This is a genomic window from Croceibacterium xixiisoli, assembly GCF_009827305.1.
GTDB lineage: Bacteria > Pseudomonadota > Alphaproteobacteria > Sphingomonadales > Sphingomonadaceae > Croceibacterium_C > Croceibacterium_C xixiisoli.
Genome location: NZ_WTYJ01000001.1, coordinates 1,040,555 through 1,058,631 on the forward strand (window position 1 = coordinate 1,040,555; position 18,077 = coordinate 1,058,631).

13 protein-coding genes are annotated in these 18,077 nt (G+C 62.5%); 2 read left to right on the forward strand and 11 right to left on the reverse strand.

Annotated features, from left to right (window positions below):
• Positions 1-36 precede the first annotated feature (36 nt).
• The 4 genes from GRI97_RS04990 to GRI97_RS05005 all read right to left on the reverse strand — a co-directional run bounded on the left by GRI97_RS04990 (position 37) and on the right by GRI97_RS05005 (position 8,923).
• On the reverse strand, positions 37-1,428 hold the full coding sequence (locus GRI97_RS04990; protein ID WP_235917608.1) for an efflux transporter outer membrane subunit: 1,392 nt from the start codon (positions 1,426-1,428) through the stop codon (positions 37-39).
• Positions 1,428-4,622, reverse strand: coding sequence for a multidrug efflux RND transporter permease subunit (locus tag GRI97_RS04995; RefSeq protein WP_161389990.1), 3,195 nt, complete (start codon positions 4,620-4,622; stop codon positions 1,428-1,430). Before GRI97_RS04995 ends, GRI97_RS04990 begins: the two co-directional genes overlap by 1 nt.
• A 5-nt stretch (positions 4,623-4,627) precedes the next feature.
• The gene (locus GRI97_RS05000; RefSeq protein ID WP_161389991.1) at positions 4,628-5,818 is read right to left on the reverse strand and encodes an efflux RND transporter periplasmic adaptor subunit; all 1,191 of its coding nucleotides are present in this window, start codon (positions 5,816-5,818) and stop codon (positions 4,628-4,630) included.
• Between the two features lie 270 nt (positions 5,819-6,088).
• Positions 6,089-8,923, reverse strand: coding sequence for a TonB-dependent receptor plug domain-containing protein (locus GRI97_RS05005; protein WP_161389992.1), 2,835 nt, complete (start codon positions 8,921-8,923; stop codon positions 6,089-6,091).
• Between the two features lie 138 nt (positions 8,924-9,061).
• On the opposite strand from GRI97_RS05005, the gene GRI97_RS05010 reads away from it, so the two are divergent.
• Entirely contained in the window at positions 9,062-9,505 is a 444-nt protein-coding gene (locus GRI97_RS05010) for a hypothetical protein (protein WP_161389993.1), read from the forward strand.
• Positions 9,506-9,618: 113 nt separating this feature from the next.
• Complete coding sequence (locus GRI97_RS05015) at positions 9,619-10,674, forward strand: pirin family protein (protein ID WP_161389994.1); 1,056 nt, start codon at positions 9,619-9,621, stop codon at positions 10,672-10,674.
• Positions 10,675-10,694: 20 nt separating this feature from the next.
• On the opposite strand, the gene GRI97_RS05020 is transcribed toward GRI97_RS05015, so the two are convergent.
• The 7 genes from GRI97_RS05020 to GRI97_RS05050 form a co-directional block, all read right to left on the reverse strand.
• Complete coding sequence (locus GRI97_RS05020) at positions 10,695-11,252, reverse strand: hypothetical protein (protein ID WP_161389995.1); 558 nt, start codon at positions 11,250-11,252, stop codon at positions 10,695-10,697.
• A 556-nt stretch (positions 11,253-11,808) separates the two neighbouring features.
• Positions 11,809-12,345, reverse strand: a complete 537-nt coding sequence (locus tag GRI97_RS05025; RefSeq protein WP_328598526.1) for a MarR family winged helix-turn-helix transcriptional regulator — start codon at positions 12,343-12,345, stop codon at positions 11,809-11,811.
• A gap of 158 nt (positions 12,346-12,503) precedes the next feature.
• On the reverse strand, positions 12,504-13,292 hold the full coding sequence (locus tag GRI97_RS05030; protein ID WP_161389997.1) for a hypothetical protein: 789 nt from the start codon (positions 13,290-13,292) through the stop codon (positions 12,504-12,506).
• 1 nt (position 13,293) lies between these two features.
• Positions 13,294-13,668, reverse strand: coding sequence for a DUF6152 family protein (locus tag GRI97_RS05035; protein ID WP_161389998.1), 375 nt, complete (start codon positions 13,666-13,668; stop codon positions 13,294-13,296).
• A 15-nt stretch (positions 13,669-13,683) separates the two neighbouring features.
• Positions 13,684-14,112, reverse strand: a complete 429-nt coding sequence (locus GRI97_RS05040) for a DUF6152 family protein (protein WP_161389999.1) — start codon at positions 14,110-14,112, stop codon at positions 13,684-13,686.
• Positions 14,105-15,028: a hypothetical protein gene (locus GRI97_RS05045; RefSeq protein WP_161390000.1), complete on the reverse strand. Its 924-nt coding sequence runs from the start codon at positions 15,026-15,028 to the stop codon at positions 14,105-14,107. Before GRI97_RS05045 ends, GRI97_RS05040 begins: the two co-directional genes overlap by 8 nt.
• A gap of 107 nt (positions 15,029-15,135) precedes the next feature.
• Positions 15,136-17,556, reverse strand: a complete 2,421-nt coding sequence (locus GRI97_RS05050) for a TonB-dependent receptor (protein WP_161390001.1) — start codon at positions 17,554-17,556, stop codon at positions 15,136-15,138.
• Between the last annotated feature and the right edge of the window lie 521 nt (positions 17,557-18,077).

Below are 18,077 nucleotides of genomic sequence, written 5' to 3' on the forward strand. Positions count from 1 at the left end.
TGATTTGGCCCCGTGATCCGCCAATCTCGTGTGCGATTATTCGCCTTCGGGCGCCGTGCCGAGCGCGCGATAGAGCGCGACGCGGTTGTTGACCGCCGCCAGATCGATCTCAACCTCGCGACGCCGGGCAGTATAAAGGCTGCGCTGGGCGTCGAGATTGGCGAGGAAGCTGTCGATGCCGCCGCGATAACGCGCTTCGGTCAGGCGGGCGGTGTCTGCCGCCGCTTCGCTGTTGACCTGGGCGGTGCGCAGCCGTTCGGCGATTGTGCCCTGCACGGCCAGCGCATCGGCCACCTGGCGGAATGCGGTCTGGATCGCGCGTTCATAGGTGGCGAGCGCGGCATCGCGCTGCGCTTCGGTCAGATCCACGCCGGCACCACGGGCGCCGCCGTCGAACAGCGGCTGGCTGGCGCTGGCCCCGCCCGAAGCACGGAACTGGTCGCCGCTGAACAGGCTGCCCAGCGCATCGCTGGTGAAGCCGAGCAGGCCGGTCAGCGAGATGGTGGGGAACAGCCGGGCGCGGGCCGCGCCGATATCGGCATGGGTGGCGCGCAGGCGGTATTCCGCCTCGATAATGTCCGGACGGCGCAGCAACACCTGCGAACTGGTGCCGGCGGGCAGGGTGGCGATCGAGGCGGTGACTTCGGCCAGGCTGCGCGGCAGCAGGGCGCGATCGAAATCGGCACCGACAAGCAAGCGGACGAGGTTTTCATCCTGCGCCAATGCGGTTGTCTGCACGGCCAGATCGGCCTCGGCCGTGGCCAGGATTTGTTCCGCCTGGCGCACATCGGTGCGCGGGGCGATCCCGCCCTGCAGCCGGACACGGGTCAGTTCCAGGCTGCGGCGGGCGTTTTCCGCCGTATCACGCGCGACGGCCAGCAATTCCTGATCGGCGGCATAGTTGGACCAGGCGGCCGCCAGATCGGATACCAAAGTGATGCGTACGGCGCGGGCGGCGGCTTCGGTCGCCAGTGCCCGATCACGCGCGGCGGCGGTAGTGTTGGCCAGCCGCCCGAACAGATCGAGTTCGAAGGCAGGCATATTGCCCAGCACGCTGAAGCTCTGCCCATTGCCGACGCCGCCTTCGCTGAAATCAGCCGAACCGGTGGCGTTGAACTGCGGCAATTGCCCGGCGCGGGCCACGCGTGCGCTGGCGCGGGCAGCCGCTATATTCGCGGCGGCGATGCGCAGGTCGCGGTTGTTGGCGATGGCCTGTTCCGCCAGCGAGAGCAGGCGCGGATCGCGGAACACATCGGTGTATTTGACCACCGGCAGCGCGCTTTCGCTCTGCTGCAGATAGGCATCGCCCACCGGCCAGGATTCCGGCACCGGTGCCGCAGGTGCGACATAGGGCGGGGCCATGGAACAACCTGCCAGCAGGGCAGCCAGCACGACGGGCGGCAGGTGGCGGAACATCCGGCTGCGCATCACGCGGCCCCTTCCGGAGCAGGCTCGGCCGGAGCATGGTCGTCCTTTTCGTCCAGATGCAGCTTGCGCTTGGCGGCGGCCAGGCCGTCACGCACGCCCCGGCGCACAAGCACGAAGAACAGCGGGATGTAGAAGATTGCCAGCAGCGTTGCCGTCAGCATGCCGCCGATGACGGAGGTGCCGATGGCGATCTGGCTGTTGGCGCCGGCGCCGGTGGCAATGGCCAGCGGCAGCACGCCGAAGATGAAGGCGAAGCTGGTCATCAGGATCGGCCGCAGACGGATGCGCGCCGCTTCGAGCGCGGCATCGATCACCCGCGCGCCGCGTTTTTCGGCCTGTTCGGCAAATTCGATCATCAGAATGGCGTTCTTGGCGGCAAGGCCCATGGTGGTGAGCAGCCCGATCTGGAGATAGATATCGTTCTGCAATCCGCGCAGCGTCACGGCAAACACCGCCCCGACCAGGCCGAGCGGAATGACCAGCAGCACCGCGAACGGGATCGACCAGCTTTCATACAGCGCCGCAAGGCACAGGAACACGACCAGCAGCGACAGCCCATAGAGCACGGGCGCCTGGCCGGATGACAGGCGTTCTTCGAAGGACGCGCCCGACCAGGCCGCGCTGGTGCCTTCGACCTGACGGGTCAGTTCCTCGATCCGGTCCATCGCTTCGCCGGAACTGACGCCGGCCGCAGGCTGGCCGTTGATCTGATAGGCGGGCAGGCCCTGGAAGCGGGAAAGCGCGGTCGGCCCGGTCTGCCAGCTGGTCTTGGCGAAGGAAGAGAACGGCGCCATCTGCCCGCTGGAGGTGCGCACGAACCACTGGCCCAGATCTTCCGGGCGTGAGCGATAGGGGGCATCGCCCTGCACGAACACGCGCTTGATCCGGCCGTTTTCGATATAGTCACCGATGTAGCGGCCACCCCAGGCGGTGGACAGGGTGGAGTTTACGTCGCTGATCGACAGGCCATAGGCGGTCAGCCGTTCGAAATCCGTATCGATGCGCAGCGTCGGCTGATCGGGCATTTCGTTCGGGCGGACATTGGCGAGCATCGGGTCATTGCTGGCCAGTTCGATCAACTTGTCTCGCGCGGCGGCGAATTCGGCCTGCGACATGCCGGTACTGTTGAGGAATTGCAGAGAGAAGCCGGTGGTATCGCCCAGGCCGCGCACGGCGCCCGGAACCAGAGCGAAGACCTGCGCATCACGCAGCCCGCGCAGGGCGGAGCTGGTGCGATCGGCGATGGCGGCAGCGGTGTTTTCCTGCCCCTTGCGATCATCCCAATGCTTGAGGTTGACGAAGCCCTGACCCGAATTCTGCCCTGTGCCGCCACCGGCGACCAGGAAGATGGAATCGGCGTTCTTCGCTTCGTTTTCGGTCAGATATTTGGAAATCGCATCGCGCACTTCCAGCGTGCGGGCTTCCGTCGCGCCGGCAGGCAGGCGGTATTGCACCATCACGCGGCCCTGGTCTTCGCCTGGGATGAAGCCGCCGGGAATGCGTACGAACAGTCCGACCAGCAGCGCCAGAGCCAGAACATAGATGGTGAGGAACAGCCATTTGCGGTTAACAACGGTGCTGACCGAACGGACATAACGCTCTGTGATCTTGTCGAACGCGTTGTTGAACCCGTCCTTCGCCTGCTGCAGCTTGGTGCCAATCCAGGTGCGGTGGTGGACTTCACCATGATGGGGCGGTTTCAGCAGCGCGGCGGTCAGCGCCGGGCTGAGGATCAGCGCCACCAGCACCGACAGGATCATCGCGGTGATGATGGTGAGGGAGAACTGGCGATAGATCACCCCGGTCGACCCACCGAAGAAGGCCATGGGCAGGAACACCGCCGAGAGCACCAGACCGATGGCGATCAGCGCCACCTGCAGTTCGGCCATGGATTTGATCGTCGCTTCGCGCGCGGTCATTCCCGGGTTTTCATGCATCAGGCGTTCGACGTTTTCGACCACGACGATCGCATCATCGACCAGCAGGCCGATGGCGATCACCAGCCCGAACAGGGTGAGCGTATTGACCGAGAAGCCAGCAAAATAGAGCACCGCAAAAGTGCCGAGCAGCACCACCGGCACGGCGATCGCGGGGATCAGCGTGGCGCGCCAGCTCTGCAGGAAGACGAACATCACGATGACGACCAGCACCACCGCTTCGAGCAGCGCGGACACCACCTGTTTAACCGACAGACGGATGAAGGCAGTCGAGTCATTGGCGTAAGCGTAATCCAGCCCTTCGGGCAGGTTTTCGCTGAGCTCTTCCATCTTGGCCTTCACCGCCTCAGCCGTACGCAGTGCGTCGGCGCCGGGGGTGAGGGAGATGGCCATGCCGGCACTGGGGTGCCGGTTCATCTGCATGATATTGTTGTAGCTTTGCGCGCCCACTTCGACGCGGGCGATATCCTTCACCCGCACCACCGAACCGTCGGACTGCGTCTTGAGCAGGATATTGCGGAACTGATCCGCCGTTTGCAGCCGCGCCTGCGAGGTCACCGTGGCGTTGAGCAACTGTTCCCCGCCTGAGGGCTGTCCACCGATTTCGCCAGCGGCGACTTCGGTGTTCTGGTTGTTGATGGCGGTGATGACATCGGCGGGAACCAAGGAGAAGGCGGCCAGCTTGTGCGGATCGAGCCAGATGCGCATGGCATGCTGCGAACCGAACACATTGACGTCGCCCACGCCATCCACGCGCGACAGCGTGTCCTGAATATTGGACACCAGATAATCGGCCACATCTTGGTGCGAACGGGTGTTGGTGGTGTCGAACACCCCGACCATCAGCAGCGTGTCGGGGTTGGATTTGGTGACCTGCACGCCCTGGCGCTGCACATCCTGCGGCAGTCGGGGCAGCGCCTGCTGGATGCGGTTCTGCACCTGCACCTGGGCTATGTCCGGATCAGTGCCCTTGGAGAAGGTGACCGAAATGCTCGCGCCGCCGCGCGAATTGGAATTGGAACTGAAATAGAGCAGGCCGTCGATGCCGGTCAGTTGCTGTTCCAGCACCTGCGTCACGCTGTTTTCAACGGTTTCGGCCGATGCGCCGGGGTAGCTGGCGCGCACATTGACCTGCGCCGGGGCGATATCGGGATATTGTTCGATCGGCAGCGATGTCAGCGCGCCGACGCCGCACAGCATCACGATGATCGCCAGCACCCATGCGAAAATCGGCCGTTCAATGAATATGCGTGACATGCCGCTTATCCGCGCGGCTGGGCGGAGGGAGCAGCGCCACCCTGGCCGGCGGGCGGCGGGCCGATGCGCTGCGGCGAGGAGGCTGGTACAGCGCGGACGGTGGCACCATCCCTGAGATTGTTGAGGCCCTGGGTGATGACCTTGTCGCCCACCTTGAGCCCTGCCGTGACGATCCAGCTGGTGCCGACCGTGCGATCGGTGCTGATCTTGCGCCGCTGAACCTTGTTGTCTGCGCCAACGACGAAGACGTAGGGCGAACCATCGAAATCGCGCAGCAGAGCGGGCTGCGGGATCAGCAGCGCGCCAGGCTGGATCGCCTGTTCGAACACCGCCCGCACGAACATGCCGGGCAGCAGCAGGCCATTGGGATTGCTGAACCGGGCGCGCAGCGTGATGCTGCCGGTATCGGGATTGACCACGACTTCGGAAAATTCGACCGTACCGGTAATCGGATAGGTGCTGCCGTCTTCCAGCAGCAGCCGCACGGTGGTGCTGCCCTGCAGCAGATCGCCACTGGCGAAGGATTGCCGCAGCGCCGTCAGTTCGGCGCTGGATTGCTGGATATCGACGAACATTGGATCGACCCGCTGGATCACGGCCAGCGGATCGGCCTGATTGCTGCTGACCAGCGCGCCGACCGTGGCCAGCGAGCGGCCAATGCGGCCGGTGATCGGCGCGGGAATGGTGGCAAAGCCGAGGTTGATGCGTGCGGTTTCGAGCGCGGCCTGGTTCTGGGCCACTGTTGCGCGGGCTACGCGGGCCTGGGCTGTCGCATCGGTGTAATCCTGCTGCGATACCGCTTCCATCTCTGCCAGCGGGCGCAGGCGATCGGCGCGGGTGCCGGCAGCCTCTGCATTGGCGCGGGCGCTGGCGAGATTGGCCGATGCCTGATTGACGGCAGCGCGATAGAGGCGCGCGTCCACCTGATACAGTGGCTGGCCGGCGCGAACCATGTCGCCTTCCTGAAACAGGCGTTTTTGGATCAGCCCCGTGATCTGCGGGCGCACTTCGCTTGTTTCATAGGCGACGGCGCGGCCGGGGAGAGTGGTGGTGATGGGCACATCCTGCCCCGAAACCACCACGAAGCCGACTTCGGATGCCGGTCGTTCAAACGGCTTCTCAGCCTTGGAACACGCTGCGACGAGCGCCAGGGAAACGCAAATCAGGCAATGGCGGAGCGCCCGCGGCTGGATCATGAATCATTCTTCTGGCTGGAGCAGCGAGGGAAGTTTCCCTGTCATTGGCAAAATGCGACATTCTCGCAACCCCGATCATCGAAGCGCGACAATCTGCGACAATTGCCCCTGCCGCCCGCAAGGCGCCCGCGCGCCCCCAATGAGGCGCCGGTATTGCTCAGCCAATCCGTATAAGTGCCAAACCGTGCTTGTGTTCCCGCTGCCGGAAAAAACAGCAGCCGATCCATCGCCGACCGGCTGCTGCGACAATTTAATTCAGGACATAATCAATCAATAAGCCACCCGGATGCCGATGCGATAGGTCCGCCCGAGAACGTCGTAGAGCACATTGTTGGTCGGGCCGAAGCTGGACGGGGCTACCGGCGGCGCGCGGTTGCCGATGTTGTTGATTGCGCCGAACAGTTGCACCGAGCGGTCGCCATCGCGGATCAGATCGTATTGGGCATTGGCATTGAAATACCAATAGGCCTTGATCCGGTTGAGATTGACGCTGTTCGGATCGTTGTTGATGTGCCCTTCCTGCAGCGGCCCGAGCTTGGTGTTGTCGATATAACCGCCGGAGATGTAGCGAGCCTGCACTTCGCCGGAAAACGGCCCGGTGGAATAGCGGGCGGAGGTGTTAACCTGCCAGTTCGGCACGCCGGAGGGCTGAGAGGTCGGGGCGCCGTTCTGGCCGGCCCGGTCGATGCCCCGGCCGGTGACATCGACTGTGGTCAGATCCATGACATGCGTCGCCAGCGAGCGCAGGGTCAGATCGCCGCCGCCCAGCGCGGTGCGATAGAGCAGTTCGATGTCCAGCCCGCGCGTCTTGATGTTGTTGACGTTCTGGTTGACGTTGGTGATTGAAACGATCGCATCGTCTTCATCGCGCACGACATTGGCGCACATGGCGGCGACGCCCTGGGCGCAGAGATTGACGATGATCTGCGAGCCGTAGGTTGCAATCGCGCCTTCCAGATTGATGTCGTAATAATCGACCGACAGTTGCAGCCCGTTCAGCCCGGCAAAATCGGGCGAGAACACACCGCCAATGGTCAGCGTGTTGGCAATTTCCGGCACCAGATTGGCATTGCCCCCCAGGATCGAGAGCGGCAGCACGAAGGCGCCACCGTTTTCGGGATCGGTGACCGTCTGGAAGGATGTGGAACGCGGCGCGTAGAGTTCGAAGATATTGGGCGCGCGAATGTCGCGCGACCGCGTCACGCGCAGCCGTAACTGGTCGACGGGTTCCCATGTGGCGCCCAGTTTCCAACTGGTGACCGATCCGCTGACGCTGTAATCGGTCAGGCGGATCGCGCCGTTGAGATCGAGCGATCGGGCGAAGGATGCGTCCCGCGCCAGCGGCACGCCGACTTCCAGGAAGCCTTCCTTCACATTCATCTTGCCGCTGATCGCCGCGCCGCCGCTGACGTAGAAGTTCAGCGCGGCCGAAATCGGATCGGCGGTGCCGCTGGCGATATCTTCACGATATTCTCCGCCCAGGGCGATGGCGACCGGGCCGGCCCAGGTGCTGAAGGGTTCGCCCGAAATCTGCGCCGCCGCCACATGCTGCGTCAGATGCGTGTCCTGCAGCGCCGTGCCGAAGGAATAGGATACGGCGTTCGGATCGTAATTGCCGGCCCCGAACAGGTTGAGCGGAATGCAGCCATTGGTCGGATTGGTGAGGGTGGAGCGGCAGACGATATCGCCATTGTCGTCGAACACGGCATCGACCGCGCGGGTGTAATTGCTGTTGATGCGGTTGTTGGCGACAGCCTGGTGATAATTGGTGCGGCCATATTGGTAATAGGCTTCCCATTTCCAGGTTCCGCCAAACTGCCCGTTCAACCCGCCGACGGCGCGATAGGTTTCACGATCGACGGTCATCCGCGTGGGGCCGAAGTCATTGCCGATCCGCCCGAAGGTGAAGCTGGTCAGCCCATTGGCGTCCATCAGATCCTGCACCTCGTCCGACAGATAGGCATTGTCGCGGCGGATGGTGATATTGCCGAGATCGCGGACCTGGGCGCCCAGTTGGCTGGCCTTGACCTTGGCGTAGGAGCCTTCGGCGAAGAAAGTAACGTTGTCGGTCAGATCATATTCGAGATGGGCCATCCCGGAATAGCGCGTGACCGGCGCAACCAGCGAATAATGCTGGAAGAACGGATTGCGTTCATCGCCGCCGCCGATCTGGTAGATGCCGGCGCCGTAATAGGTGCCGTAATCATGCTGCCGGGTCGTGCCGTCGGGGTTGAATTCCAGCCCCCGCAACGGGCCGGAGGTGATGATACCATTGTCGGTGGCGGTGGCCGTCCGCACGCCGGGGACGATCAACGAAGCAGGCAGGCCGTTGACGGCGAAGGCGGGGTTGGTGACGGGACCGTAGTTTTCCGCGCACCAGGCGCGGGTGTAGCAATCGCCGGTGCCCTTGTTTTCATTGTATTCGCCACCGATGATGAAGCGGCCACGATCCCCGCCGAAGCTGGTGCCGAAGGCGAGCGAGGCGGTGTATTCTTCCGCGTCCCCTTCATCCGTCTGGCCATATTGCGCGCTGGCGCGCAGGCCTTCGAGCCGGGTGTTGAGGATCAAATTGACCACGCCGGCTACGGCATCGGAACCATAGGCCGCCGATGCGCCGCCGGTGACGACTTCGGTCCGGGCGATCAGCGAGGTCGGAATGGTGTTGAGATCGACCGTGTTGGCCGGGGTGAAGGAACCGCCCTGAACGGTCGAGGCCACGACCCGGCGGCCATCGACCAGCACCAGCGTGCGATTGGCGCCCAGCCCGCGCAGGTCGGCGGTGGCGGCGCCCAGATTGCTGCCGAAAATGGCGCTGGTGGCGGCGGTGCTCTGTGCGCGGAAGGCCGGAATCTGGTTCAGCACTTCGGAAACATTGGGCGCGGCGCGGCGAGCGATTTCATCGGCGCCCATCACGGTTACGGGGGTGGGGGCGTTGAAGCCGGAAGCCGACAGGCGGGAACCGGTGACCACGATTGGCTGTTCGCCGGATTGCTCGTCTGCCTGGGGCTGTGGCGTCTCCTGCGCCAGAACCGGTTGCGCCAGCAGATTGGCGGCTGCGACCAGCAACGACACACGAACGGCGGTACGACCGCTAAAGCGGGGCATATCTCTCTCCCTGTGATCCGCCATTTTTGGCGTTTGCAATAAGGGTACCCTCACGCGAGTGGTTGTCAATCCTAACGGCTGTTACAAAGCCAACAAACAAAAGGCGCAATAGCGGGTTTTAATCGATAGGATGGGAACATGTATTCCTTCCTCGACCAGTCACCCGATCGTCTGACCGGCGGCAGCCATTTCATCCTCTGGGCCATGCGCGGCTGGGTGATGGCGGTGATGAAGGAAAAATGCCCGGCGGCCAGCCTGCTGCAGCCCTTCACCCGCATGGGCATGCGGACCGTGCTGTCGGATTTTCATCAGCTGATGTACACCGTCAATCACCGGGGCCAGCGGCGCATGACCTTTGGTGATAGCGGACACGGCACCATCACGGAAATCGAAGCGATCTTCCTGGCGCTCTGGGCCGACATGGCCGAAGGGGAAGAGGATCGCGCGCGCGAGGTGCTGCATCTGCTGATCGTGGACGACAAGGTGGAAGAGGTGTTCACCAGGCTCAAGCGCGTCGTCTGCCACATGGAAACGATCAATTTCGCTCCCAATCGGGTGCTGCAATCGCTCCCCGCCGGTTGAGCCGATCCGGCTTTTCCCGCGGGTCAGCTGCAGAAAGCCCTTGCCCCCGCCGCGATCATCCCGACATGGGGGCGGCGGCCGGATGGTCGCCTGGCCTATGCGGGAAGAATGGGATGGCAGATGTTGTTTTGCGGAGCGATCCGCTCGGGCAGCCTTGGGCGGGAACCGATCCTTTCCTGTTCTGCGTCTATCATCAGGATGATTTTCCGGCGGCGGACGGTGCGCAGGGCGTTGATCCCAGCCATTTGACCGGGCGCGCGATGGGCCAGGATTTCAGCGGGCGCGACGGGTTCAGCATGTATCACGGCACCCGGGTACCGGGCTTCCCGGCGCATCCGCATCGCGGTTTCGAAACCGTCACCATCGTCAATGAGGGCGTGGTCGATCATGCAGATTCGCTGGGCGCTGCTGCCCGTTATGGCGATGGCGATGTCCAATGGCTGACGGCGGGGCACGGGGTCATGCATTCGGAAATGTTCCCGCTGCGCAGCAGGCAGGGGCCCAACCCGCTCGATCTCTATCAAATCTGGCTCAACCTGCCGCCGCAGGACAAGATGGCCGATCCCGCCTTTGTGGTGCAGTGGGCCGATGATGTGCCGGTCTATCGCGTGACCAGCGCGGCCGGGGCGGTGGCGGCGGTGCGGATCGTTGCCGGCGATTATCGGCCGCAGGAAGGGGCGGATCGGGCCCCGCTCGAGGCGCTCCCCGCCACGCCGAAATCCTGGTCCGGCCGGGCCGAGGGCGATGTCGCCATCTGGCAGATATCGCTGGAACCGGGCGCGGCGATAACGCTGCCCCCGGCGATGCGGGCGGATGCACGGCGCAATCTCTATTTTCATCAGGGCGATCGGCTGGACATCGCCGGCGTCAGCCAGGCAGGCGGGCGGCTGATTGCCGTGGTTGCCGATGCCGCCATGCCGATCGTCAACAGCGGACAGGAAAGCGCCCGCATCCTGTTGCTTCAGGGGGTGCCGATCGGGGCCCCGGTGGTGGCGCATGGCCCCTTCGTGATGAATACGGCGCAGGAAATCGAACAGGCCATCCGCGATTTTCACCAGACCCAGTTTGGTGGCTGGCCATGGGGCGCGGCCGGTCCGGTTCACCCTGATGGCCAGCCACGCTTCGCGCTGCCGCCTGGTGCCGCAGAGCCCGAACTGCCCCCAGCCTGACCCGCGCTTCCCGCTGGCGATTACATCGCCAAGCGGTAATCCGCATCCATGGATGGGCCAATGCGCGGCGGCTGGAACGGGCAACGGCCCTGCCGTTCTAGATCCAGCGCCATCAGAAAACGGATGTCATCGGTCAGCGTGCGCAAGACACTGCGGGCGGCCCAGAGCAGTGCGCCGGGCAGACCATGCGGAATCATGTGATCGGTGGCGATGGTGCCGGTCGTGGCCGATTGGCGCAGGGTTGCCAGCAGGGCGATTTCGTCGGGCGCGAGCAGGCTGGTATCATTGCTGGCATGCACAAGCGGGCGGCCGATGCAGGCTTCGGTCAGGCTGAAATAGCTGTCGCAGGCTGGAACCCATTCGGGGGTGTCCGTCGCGGTTGTATCCAGCGCGAACATGGCCGGCAGCGGATTTTCCCCGCGCCTGCGTGCGCTGGCCCAGCCACGGAACAGCTTGATGAAGGAACGAACCCTGGCAGGTGCATCCTGCCCCAGCATCGCATGCAGGGGCTGGTCGCGCTTGTCCGCATCCTTGACAATGCAGAGCTGCGGCCATTGTCGGGGGCCGACGACATTCATAAATAGGTTCCAGGTGTATCTATCGGGCGGGTGCAGGCCGAAGCGCGCAGGGCGCGGGCCAGACCGGCACAGGCAGGCAGGGCAATGCGGGTGAAAGCGTGCGGGCTTACGGTCTGGCAGTGCCAGGCTGTTGGGCGCTCGGTGGGTTTCCAATGGGCCGACATCGCTCTCTCTTTTGTGCTATTGCGAATAACTTGCAAATACTGTGTTCCTCCAGGAGGGCGTTGTCAAGCCTTCTGCCGGTCGCAAATGGCACGCGTGTGAAAACACCCGGAATTGCCCGGTGTTCCTGTGATAAAAGGGGAATTTTTCACAGTGCATGAGGGGCCATAGGTGTGAATCGGCCCGCCACGGGCAATCATGGCGCGATCAGCCAGAGGCTCTCGGGCCGCGTGTCAGGCCCGCGCGCATGGAGCGATTTTCAAGCAGGCGGAAACACCTGCTGGCTTGAAAACCGCGGCCACCGACGAAAAGAGAGGGGCGATCCGATGCAATCGGATCGCCCCTCTATGATGCAGCTTGCAGTGCATTCCGGCGTGCGGGCGCCGGGGCAGGCTCAGTCTTCGCTGAGCCGCATCTCTTCTTCCAGCAGCAGATCGGCCCGCCGGATCATCAATTCGACCGCGCGTTTGACGATTTCATGCTCTTCGGCCGGAATATCCCGCACCAGTTCGGCATCGCGTTCCACCGCCAGCTGGACCATCCGGGCATGGAGTTCGCGGCCTTCGTCGGTCAGGTCGATTTCGATTTCGGGGCCGCCGGGCTTGCGCTGGCGCGACAACAGGCCGCGTTCGACCATGGCCTTCACCGCGCGGCTCAACTGGCCCCGGTCCTTCAGCACCTTTTCTGACAGGCCATTGAGCGACAGCGGCGCAAACTCGCCGACATAGACCATGATCCGCCATTCGGTTTCCAGCAGGCCGAAACGACGCCGCTGCGCCAGAATGCCGCTGCGCCGCATCAGGCCGAACAGCATGATCATCCGCATGGTCAGCAGTCCGGCCAGCGGAGTGGTCCGTTCGCTGCGGATGTCATTCATCACGCGCAACCGGCTTTCCTGATTGGCCAGTTCGGTTTCTGCCGAAGATTTCACCTTGCTCAACGCGACCTCCAGACCGGCTACCGGTCCGTCAAGGGCGACGGCCGATGCCAGAGAGCTATTCCACAGTGTCAAACTGCTCGGCAGGCTCTCTAGCGATCTGCGCGCGCTTGGCTAGGGCGTCGGTGTCGGATGCTCGTTTGTGGCACAAACTAGTCAAATACGGTTTCCCCATCGGCGTTGACGGGATTGCGATCGTTTTCCGAACATTGGAATTCGATCAGGCTGCCATAGCGGTCGCGTCGATAGGTCACCCGGGTTTCGAAAGGGGCGGCCAGCGCCTCGGGATCTTCCATCCGCATGTCGTTGATCAGCACGTCGGGATTGTCGGGCGACAGGCGGATCCGTTCGATCAGCACGAATTGCGGAGAATGGAACACGCCGGCCTCGATCTCCAGGTCATCGAGAATGCCGCGCGTTTCCACCACCAGCGTATCGCCCTCCCAATGGCCCACGGCATCGCCCATAAAGGTGGGATCGGGATCAATCTGATGCTTGCGCCCATCGGTCCAAACGGTGCGGGTTTGCATCCATGCTTCCTGATTGATGGTGACCCTGCCAGGCGAAAAGATGAACTCATAAGGGTATTGGGCCAGTTGCATGATCCGCGGCATGCCGGGCGGGCTGCAATTGGATCGGGTGCGGGTGACGACACCGTGGTTGGCGCGCGCTTCGACCAACCATTCATCATAGCGTTGCTTGTATTCGCCGTTCAGTTGCGGCTGCGCGGGGGCAGGGCCGGTGCCGGGCGGGGGGCGCTGGAGGAACCAGATGCCGCCCCAGTCAGGCAGGCGATCGAGCTCGGCGTACCGCCCCTTGGGATTGGCCGCCCCCTGACCCGGCTCGACACCTTCTGGCGGGGGGGAGGCGGGGGGCTGCTGGGCCTGGGCTGGCAGGCCGATCACCAGCAGGGCGGCGGCGAGGGCGATGGTCCGCCGCATGTCAGTTCACGGTTCCCAGCGTCTTGCCATCGGCAAAGCGCACTCCGGAATAGCTGCCCCCGCGTGCGCCACTGCGCAACGGATGGACATAGAGCGTGACCCGGTCACCTGGCTTGAGCGAGTTGCGCTTCCATCCTTCCTGAACCAGATTGTTCGGGCTGGTCATTTCGATGGCCCATTGCTCGCTGCCATTGGGAGTGGCGACCTTGATGTCGATGAAGGCATGCGGGTTCTGCCATTTGAAGCGCACCACTTCGGCATTCATCGCCACGGTCTTGTTCATGTCGAACATCGAATAGCTGTGATGCGCAAGCACGGGGGTGGAGAGCAGGGCCAGACCGGCGGCGGCGATGGTCATCTTGCTGGAATTCTTCATTGTCGCCTCCTTCAATTACAGGCGCGGGACGTTGACGGGGGTGCCGTTCTTGGGCAGCCCGGAATCGAGCGTGGTACCGTCTGCCTTGCGCAGATCGAGGAACAGCCCGCCCGGCTTGCCATTGCGCAAGGGCGCGATCCGCAGCGAAATCTGGTCGCCATTGGACAGCGAAGTGCGGGTCCAGCCCTGGCGACGCAAATTGTTCGGGCTGTTCAATTCGATGCTCCAATGGGTGTTGGTTCGCCCCGAAGGCACATCGAGTTCGATGAACACATGCGGATTGGTCCACTGGAATTCAGTGACCTTGCCCTGCAGGGTCATGACCTTGGTCTGATCGAACATGGCAAAGCTGTGGTGGGCCAGGGCGGGGCCGGCGGCGAGCGCCAGACAGGCCCCGGCGATGATCCCGGCAAGCCCGGCCGCCTGCAGATATGTTCTAGTCATTGGCTACCCCCTCAAGATCGCTGGTGCCGCGTTCCTCCGCCGTCTCGCGGCCCAGATCAGTGCCTGGAAGATTGGCGTTGTAGGCAAGTATGCAGTTGGATTCGTTGATGTCTGTGTAGTCCTGCCGGCCGAAACGCTTGGTCGATCGCCATTCGCCTTCCCAGCTTTGCGGATCGGTCAGGATATATTCGACCTCCATCACGGTGCCATTTTCCAGCATCCTGATGCGTTCGGTCATTTCGAATTCGTCGGAAATCGGAATGCCGTGATCGATGTAGTGATTGTCCACTTCAAAATATTTGCTGCGAACGACCAACGTATCGCCGTCCCATTTGCCGATCGATTCCCCATTGTAACTGGGAACCACCAGATCGGGATCGCTGAAGTCGCGCCCGTCGAGATAGATGATGCGGACCGAATTGTTGAAGCCGCTGATGATGTAGACGGCGGTGGGCAGCTGGATGAAGGCGTGGGGCCAGACCCGCGTCATCAACATCGGCATGCCGGGCGGGTAACACTGGCCGATCGCATCGCGATAGGTTTCGTTGCGCGCCTGATACTTGGGCGCCTCTATCAAAGCCTCGCGTCCAGGGCGGGCGAATTTGGGATAGGGTGGCCCGAACAGGAATTTCTGGAACCCTTCCGCCAGATCGATGAACCAGGTGCCGGTCAGGTCGAACGGCGCAGCCGGACGCGGCCGGGCCAGGTTTTCCGGTGCCAGCGCCCCGAGATAGCCGGGATGTTTCGGCACCATGTCATGCAGCCGTTCGGGCGTCAGTGGCACGTAATTGCGCACCACCTCCGGCTGTTCGGGCAAGGGGCCCTGATCGTCGGTTTCGCTGATGGTCTGGGCCAGCGCCGTGCCGCAAGGCAACACGACTATCAGGCCCGCTGCGAGCATGGCTCGCGCGTTCATTCGCATGGCATTCCCCCGAACATCCTCATTTGCTCGTATGATTTTGTTATATTCTTTTACTAATTTGATTATGGCAAAAAGCCTTCTGCCTGTCACCCTCCGATGCGTTAAAAATCATACTGCATGGTGATGCCGACTTCGCGCGGGCGGCCGCGTACTTCGGCCAGCGCGGAGCGTTCGGGCAGGGCGAGCGGGTGCAGCCGGTTTACCGGGCCGCCCTGATCCCAATATCCGCCGCCGAACCGCTGGGCGTAGGTGGCATAGGTGTTGTCGAGCAGATTGTTGGCAAACACGGTCACACGCACCGGCGTGTCATCCGGCTGGAACTGGATGCGGGCATTGACCAGCTCGATTGCGGGCAGGGTATAAGCGGAATCGCCCACCGCCGAATTGTGCGTCGCCTGCTCGCCCGTGTAGCTGTAGGCGAGATTGAAGGAGAATTCGCCAAAGGATGTCCGGGCGTTGTAGGTTGCACCCAGATTGAAGGATGTTTCCGGAACATCGGGATAGAGATTGGGCCCGGCATTGGCCACCTCATCCTTCAGATCGTAGCCGATGATTGCCCCCGATGCGTCAAGGAAGAAATTGTCGGTGACAGCGATGCGCAGATCGGCCTCTGCGCCATAGAGATCGACATCGCCGGAGTTCACAACCTGAATTTGGAAACCGATGGGGCAGGTGGGATCCACATTGCAGGCAACCTGGCGCGCTGCCTGGCGGTTGGTCCATTGCATGAAGAATACGGTTGGATTGAGCCGCACCCGGCGATCGAAGGCTTCGATTCGCATGCCGAGTTCGTAATTCTGCACCTTCTCAGGGGCGATGGGCTGGATGAAATCGCCGCTCTGATCCTTCCCGGCGACGCGATCGAGGATCTGGAAGCTGAACTGCCCGGCCTTGTAGGCCTTGGACGCAGTGGCGTAGATCATCGCGCGGTCGGAGAAGTGATAATCCAGCGTTGCCCGCCAGTCGATCTGATCCCACGAATGATCGCTGAACACGGTGGTGGATGTCGTCCCGGCAGCCGGAGTGAAATTGGCGGAAGCCTGTTCGGTCTCGTCATATTTCTTGCGGTCATTGGCATAGCGCAGCCCGCCGGTGAAATTCAGGCTGTCGGTGATGTGCCATGTGCCGGAGGCGAAGACGCCGAAGGAATCGCTGGCCTGTTCGACATAGGTATCAGTCAGGCGGAACAATCCGCCATCGGCGTCACCCCTTGGCTGATCAGGGAAGATGCTGCTGCCGCGCCGGTTGATGGTAAGGCCGGGGCTGGCGGATTTTTCATGGAAATAATTGAGCCCGCCGACCAGATCGAGTGCACCGCCGAACAGCGCCGCATTGAGCTGCAATTCCTGATAGAACACGGTAGAGGAGACGTCGGTGAGGCGGTTTTCCGTGCCGAGCAGCTGATAATCAACCGATGCCCGGTGGATCATCCTGGCCAGGCCAGTGGTTGTCGACAGCGTCAGATCATCATTCAGATCATAGGCCATGCGCAGATCGGCCTGCCAATATTTGTTCCGCTGTTCCTGCGTACAGGCGCGATCGTAATCGGGGTTGAAATCATCGAGCAGGCAGATGCTGGGTGCGGTGAAATCGTCGATCACGATGCGGTCATCGTTGTATTCGGCTAGTGGCGCCTGCCCGGCCTGCTTGAAAGCATCGTTGAGCCAATCGGCAAAATTGCCTTCGATGACCCCCTCTATCCCCGGGCGCATGTCAAATTCGGTGAAGACCAGCGGCGTGCCGTCGGCCTTGGTATCGGTATAGAGGAAGCCGAGAGTGGCATCGAAGCGATCATCCGGCTTGTAGCGCAGGTTGATGCGGCCGATGATGTCTTCCGATCCGCCGAGCATCTGATCGCCACGGCTGACATAGCCATCCTGCTTCAGATAGGCGCCCTGTGCCCGCGCGGCCAGGCCTTCGGCCAGCGGCACATTGAGGGTGCCGACAATATCGGTTCGATCGAATGATCCGGCGGTGACGCGCAGGTAACCGCCAAATTCGTCCAGATCGGGCTGCTTGGTGAAGATGCGGATGGCACCGCCTGTGGAATTGCGACCAAACAGCGTCCCTTGTGGGCCACGCAACACTTCGATCCGGTCAATGTCGAGCACCCGCAGCACCGATCCGCTGGTGCGCGGTACGAAGACGCCATCAATGTAAAGACCCACACCGCGCTCACCGGTGGCACCGCTGCCGCCAGAAATGCCGCGAATGGAAAAGTTGGGCACGGCATTCCCGGTTCCGCGCGAAGGCGTGATGTTGAGATTGGGCGTAAAGCTGCTGAGATCGGCAAGGTCTTCGATCCCCCTCGCTTCCAGCATGGTTTCATTCATGGCGACAATGGAAAGCGGCGTATCCTGCAGATTGGTGGCCCGTCGTTCTGCCGTGACGATAATGGTTTCGGCGGCGGGGCGTTCGCTTTCCTCATTGCCCTGCGCCCAGGCGGGGGTGATCCAACTGCACCCGGTGGCGACGACAAGCATCGCGACCCGCCGACCGGCAGGGCCCTTCCATTGCCTCATGTTCGCATCTCCTCTTCCCCGGTCGCCGGTTGTCTTTTTGGCGCCGGCTCCATCCCCAGGGGCGGAGCGGTAAAAGGCTATATTTGCAAATGGCAAAAAGCAATATTGATATTATCAAATTAAATGGGAGTGGGCAGTGAGCCAGTTGAAGGAAGTTCCGCAATGGGCAAAATGAGCCGGGCGGAGGGCAGTCCCGCCTTGCGGCAGGAGGAGGGCAAGTGGACGAGGATGGTCTTGGACCATGCCGCCTTCCCATCCGCCCGGCTCGCAGCAGTGCCAGGGGGGCCGGGCACTGCTGAAAATTTCGCTTTCCACCCATGCGGGAAAGCAATCCGAAACCGTGTCTCAGGCGCCGGCCACCCCCATGGCCAGCGCCTGCCGGTGCCGATATCCGGATTACCCAGAAGGAATGGGCTGCCGAATCCCGCGCCGATTTGATCAGTTGTACGCCAATTGGCGAATGGGTAAGGTAAATTGTTGTAAATGATATTTTTTTGTAAATTTATCTAAATTGATGCTAC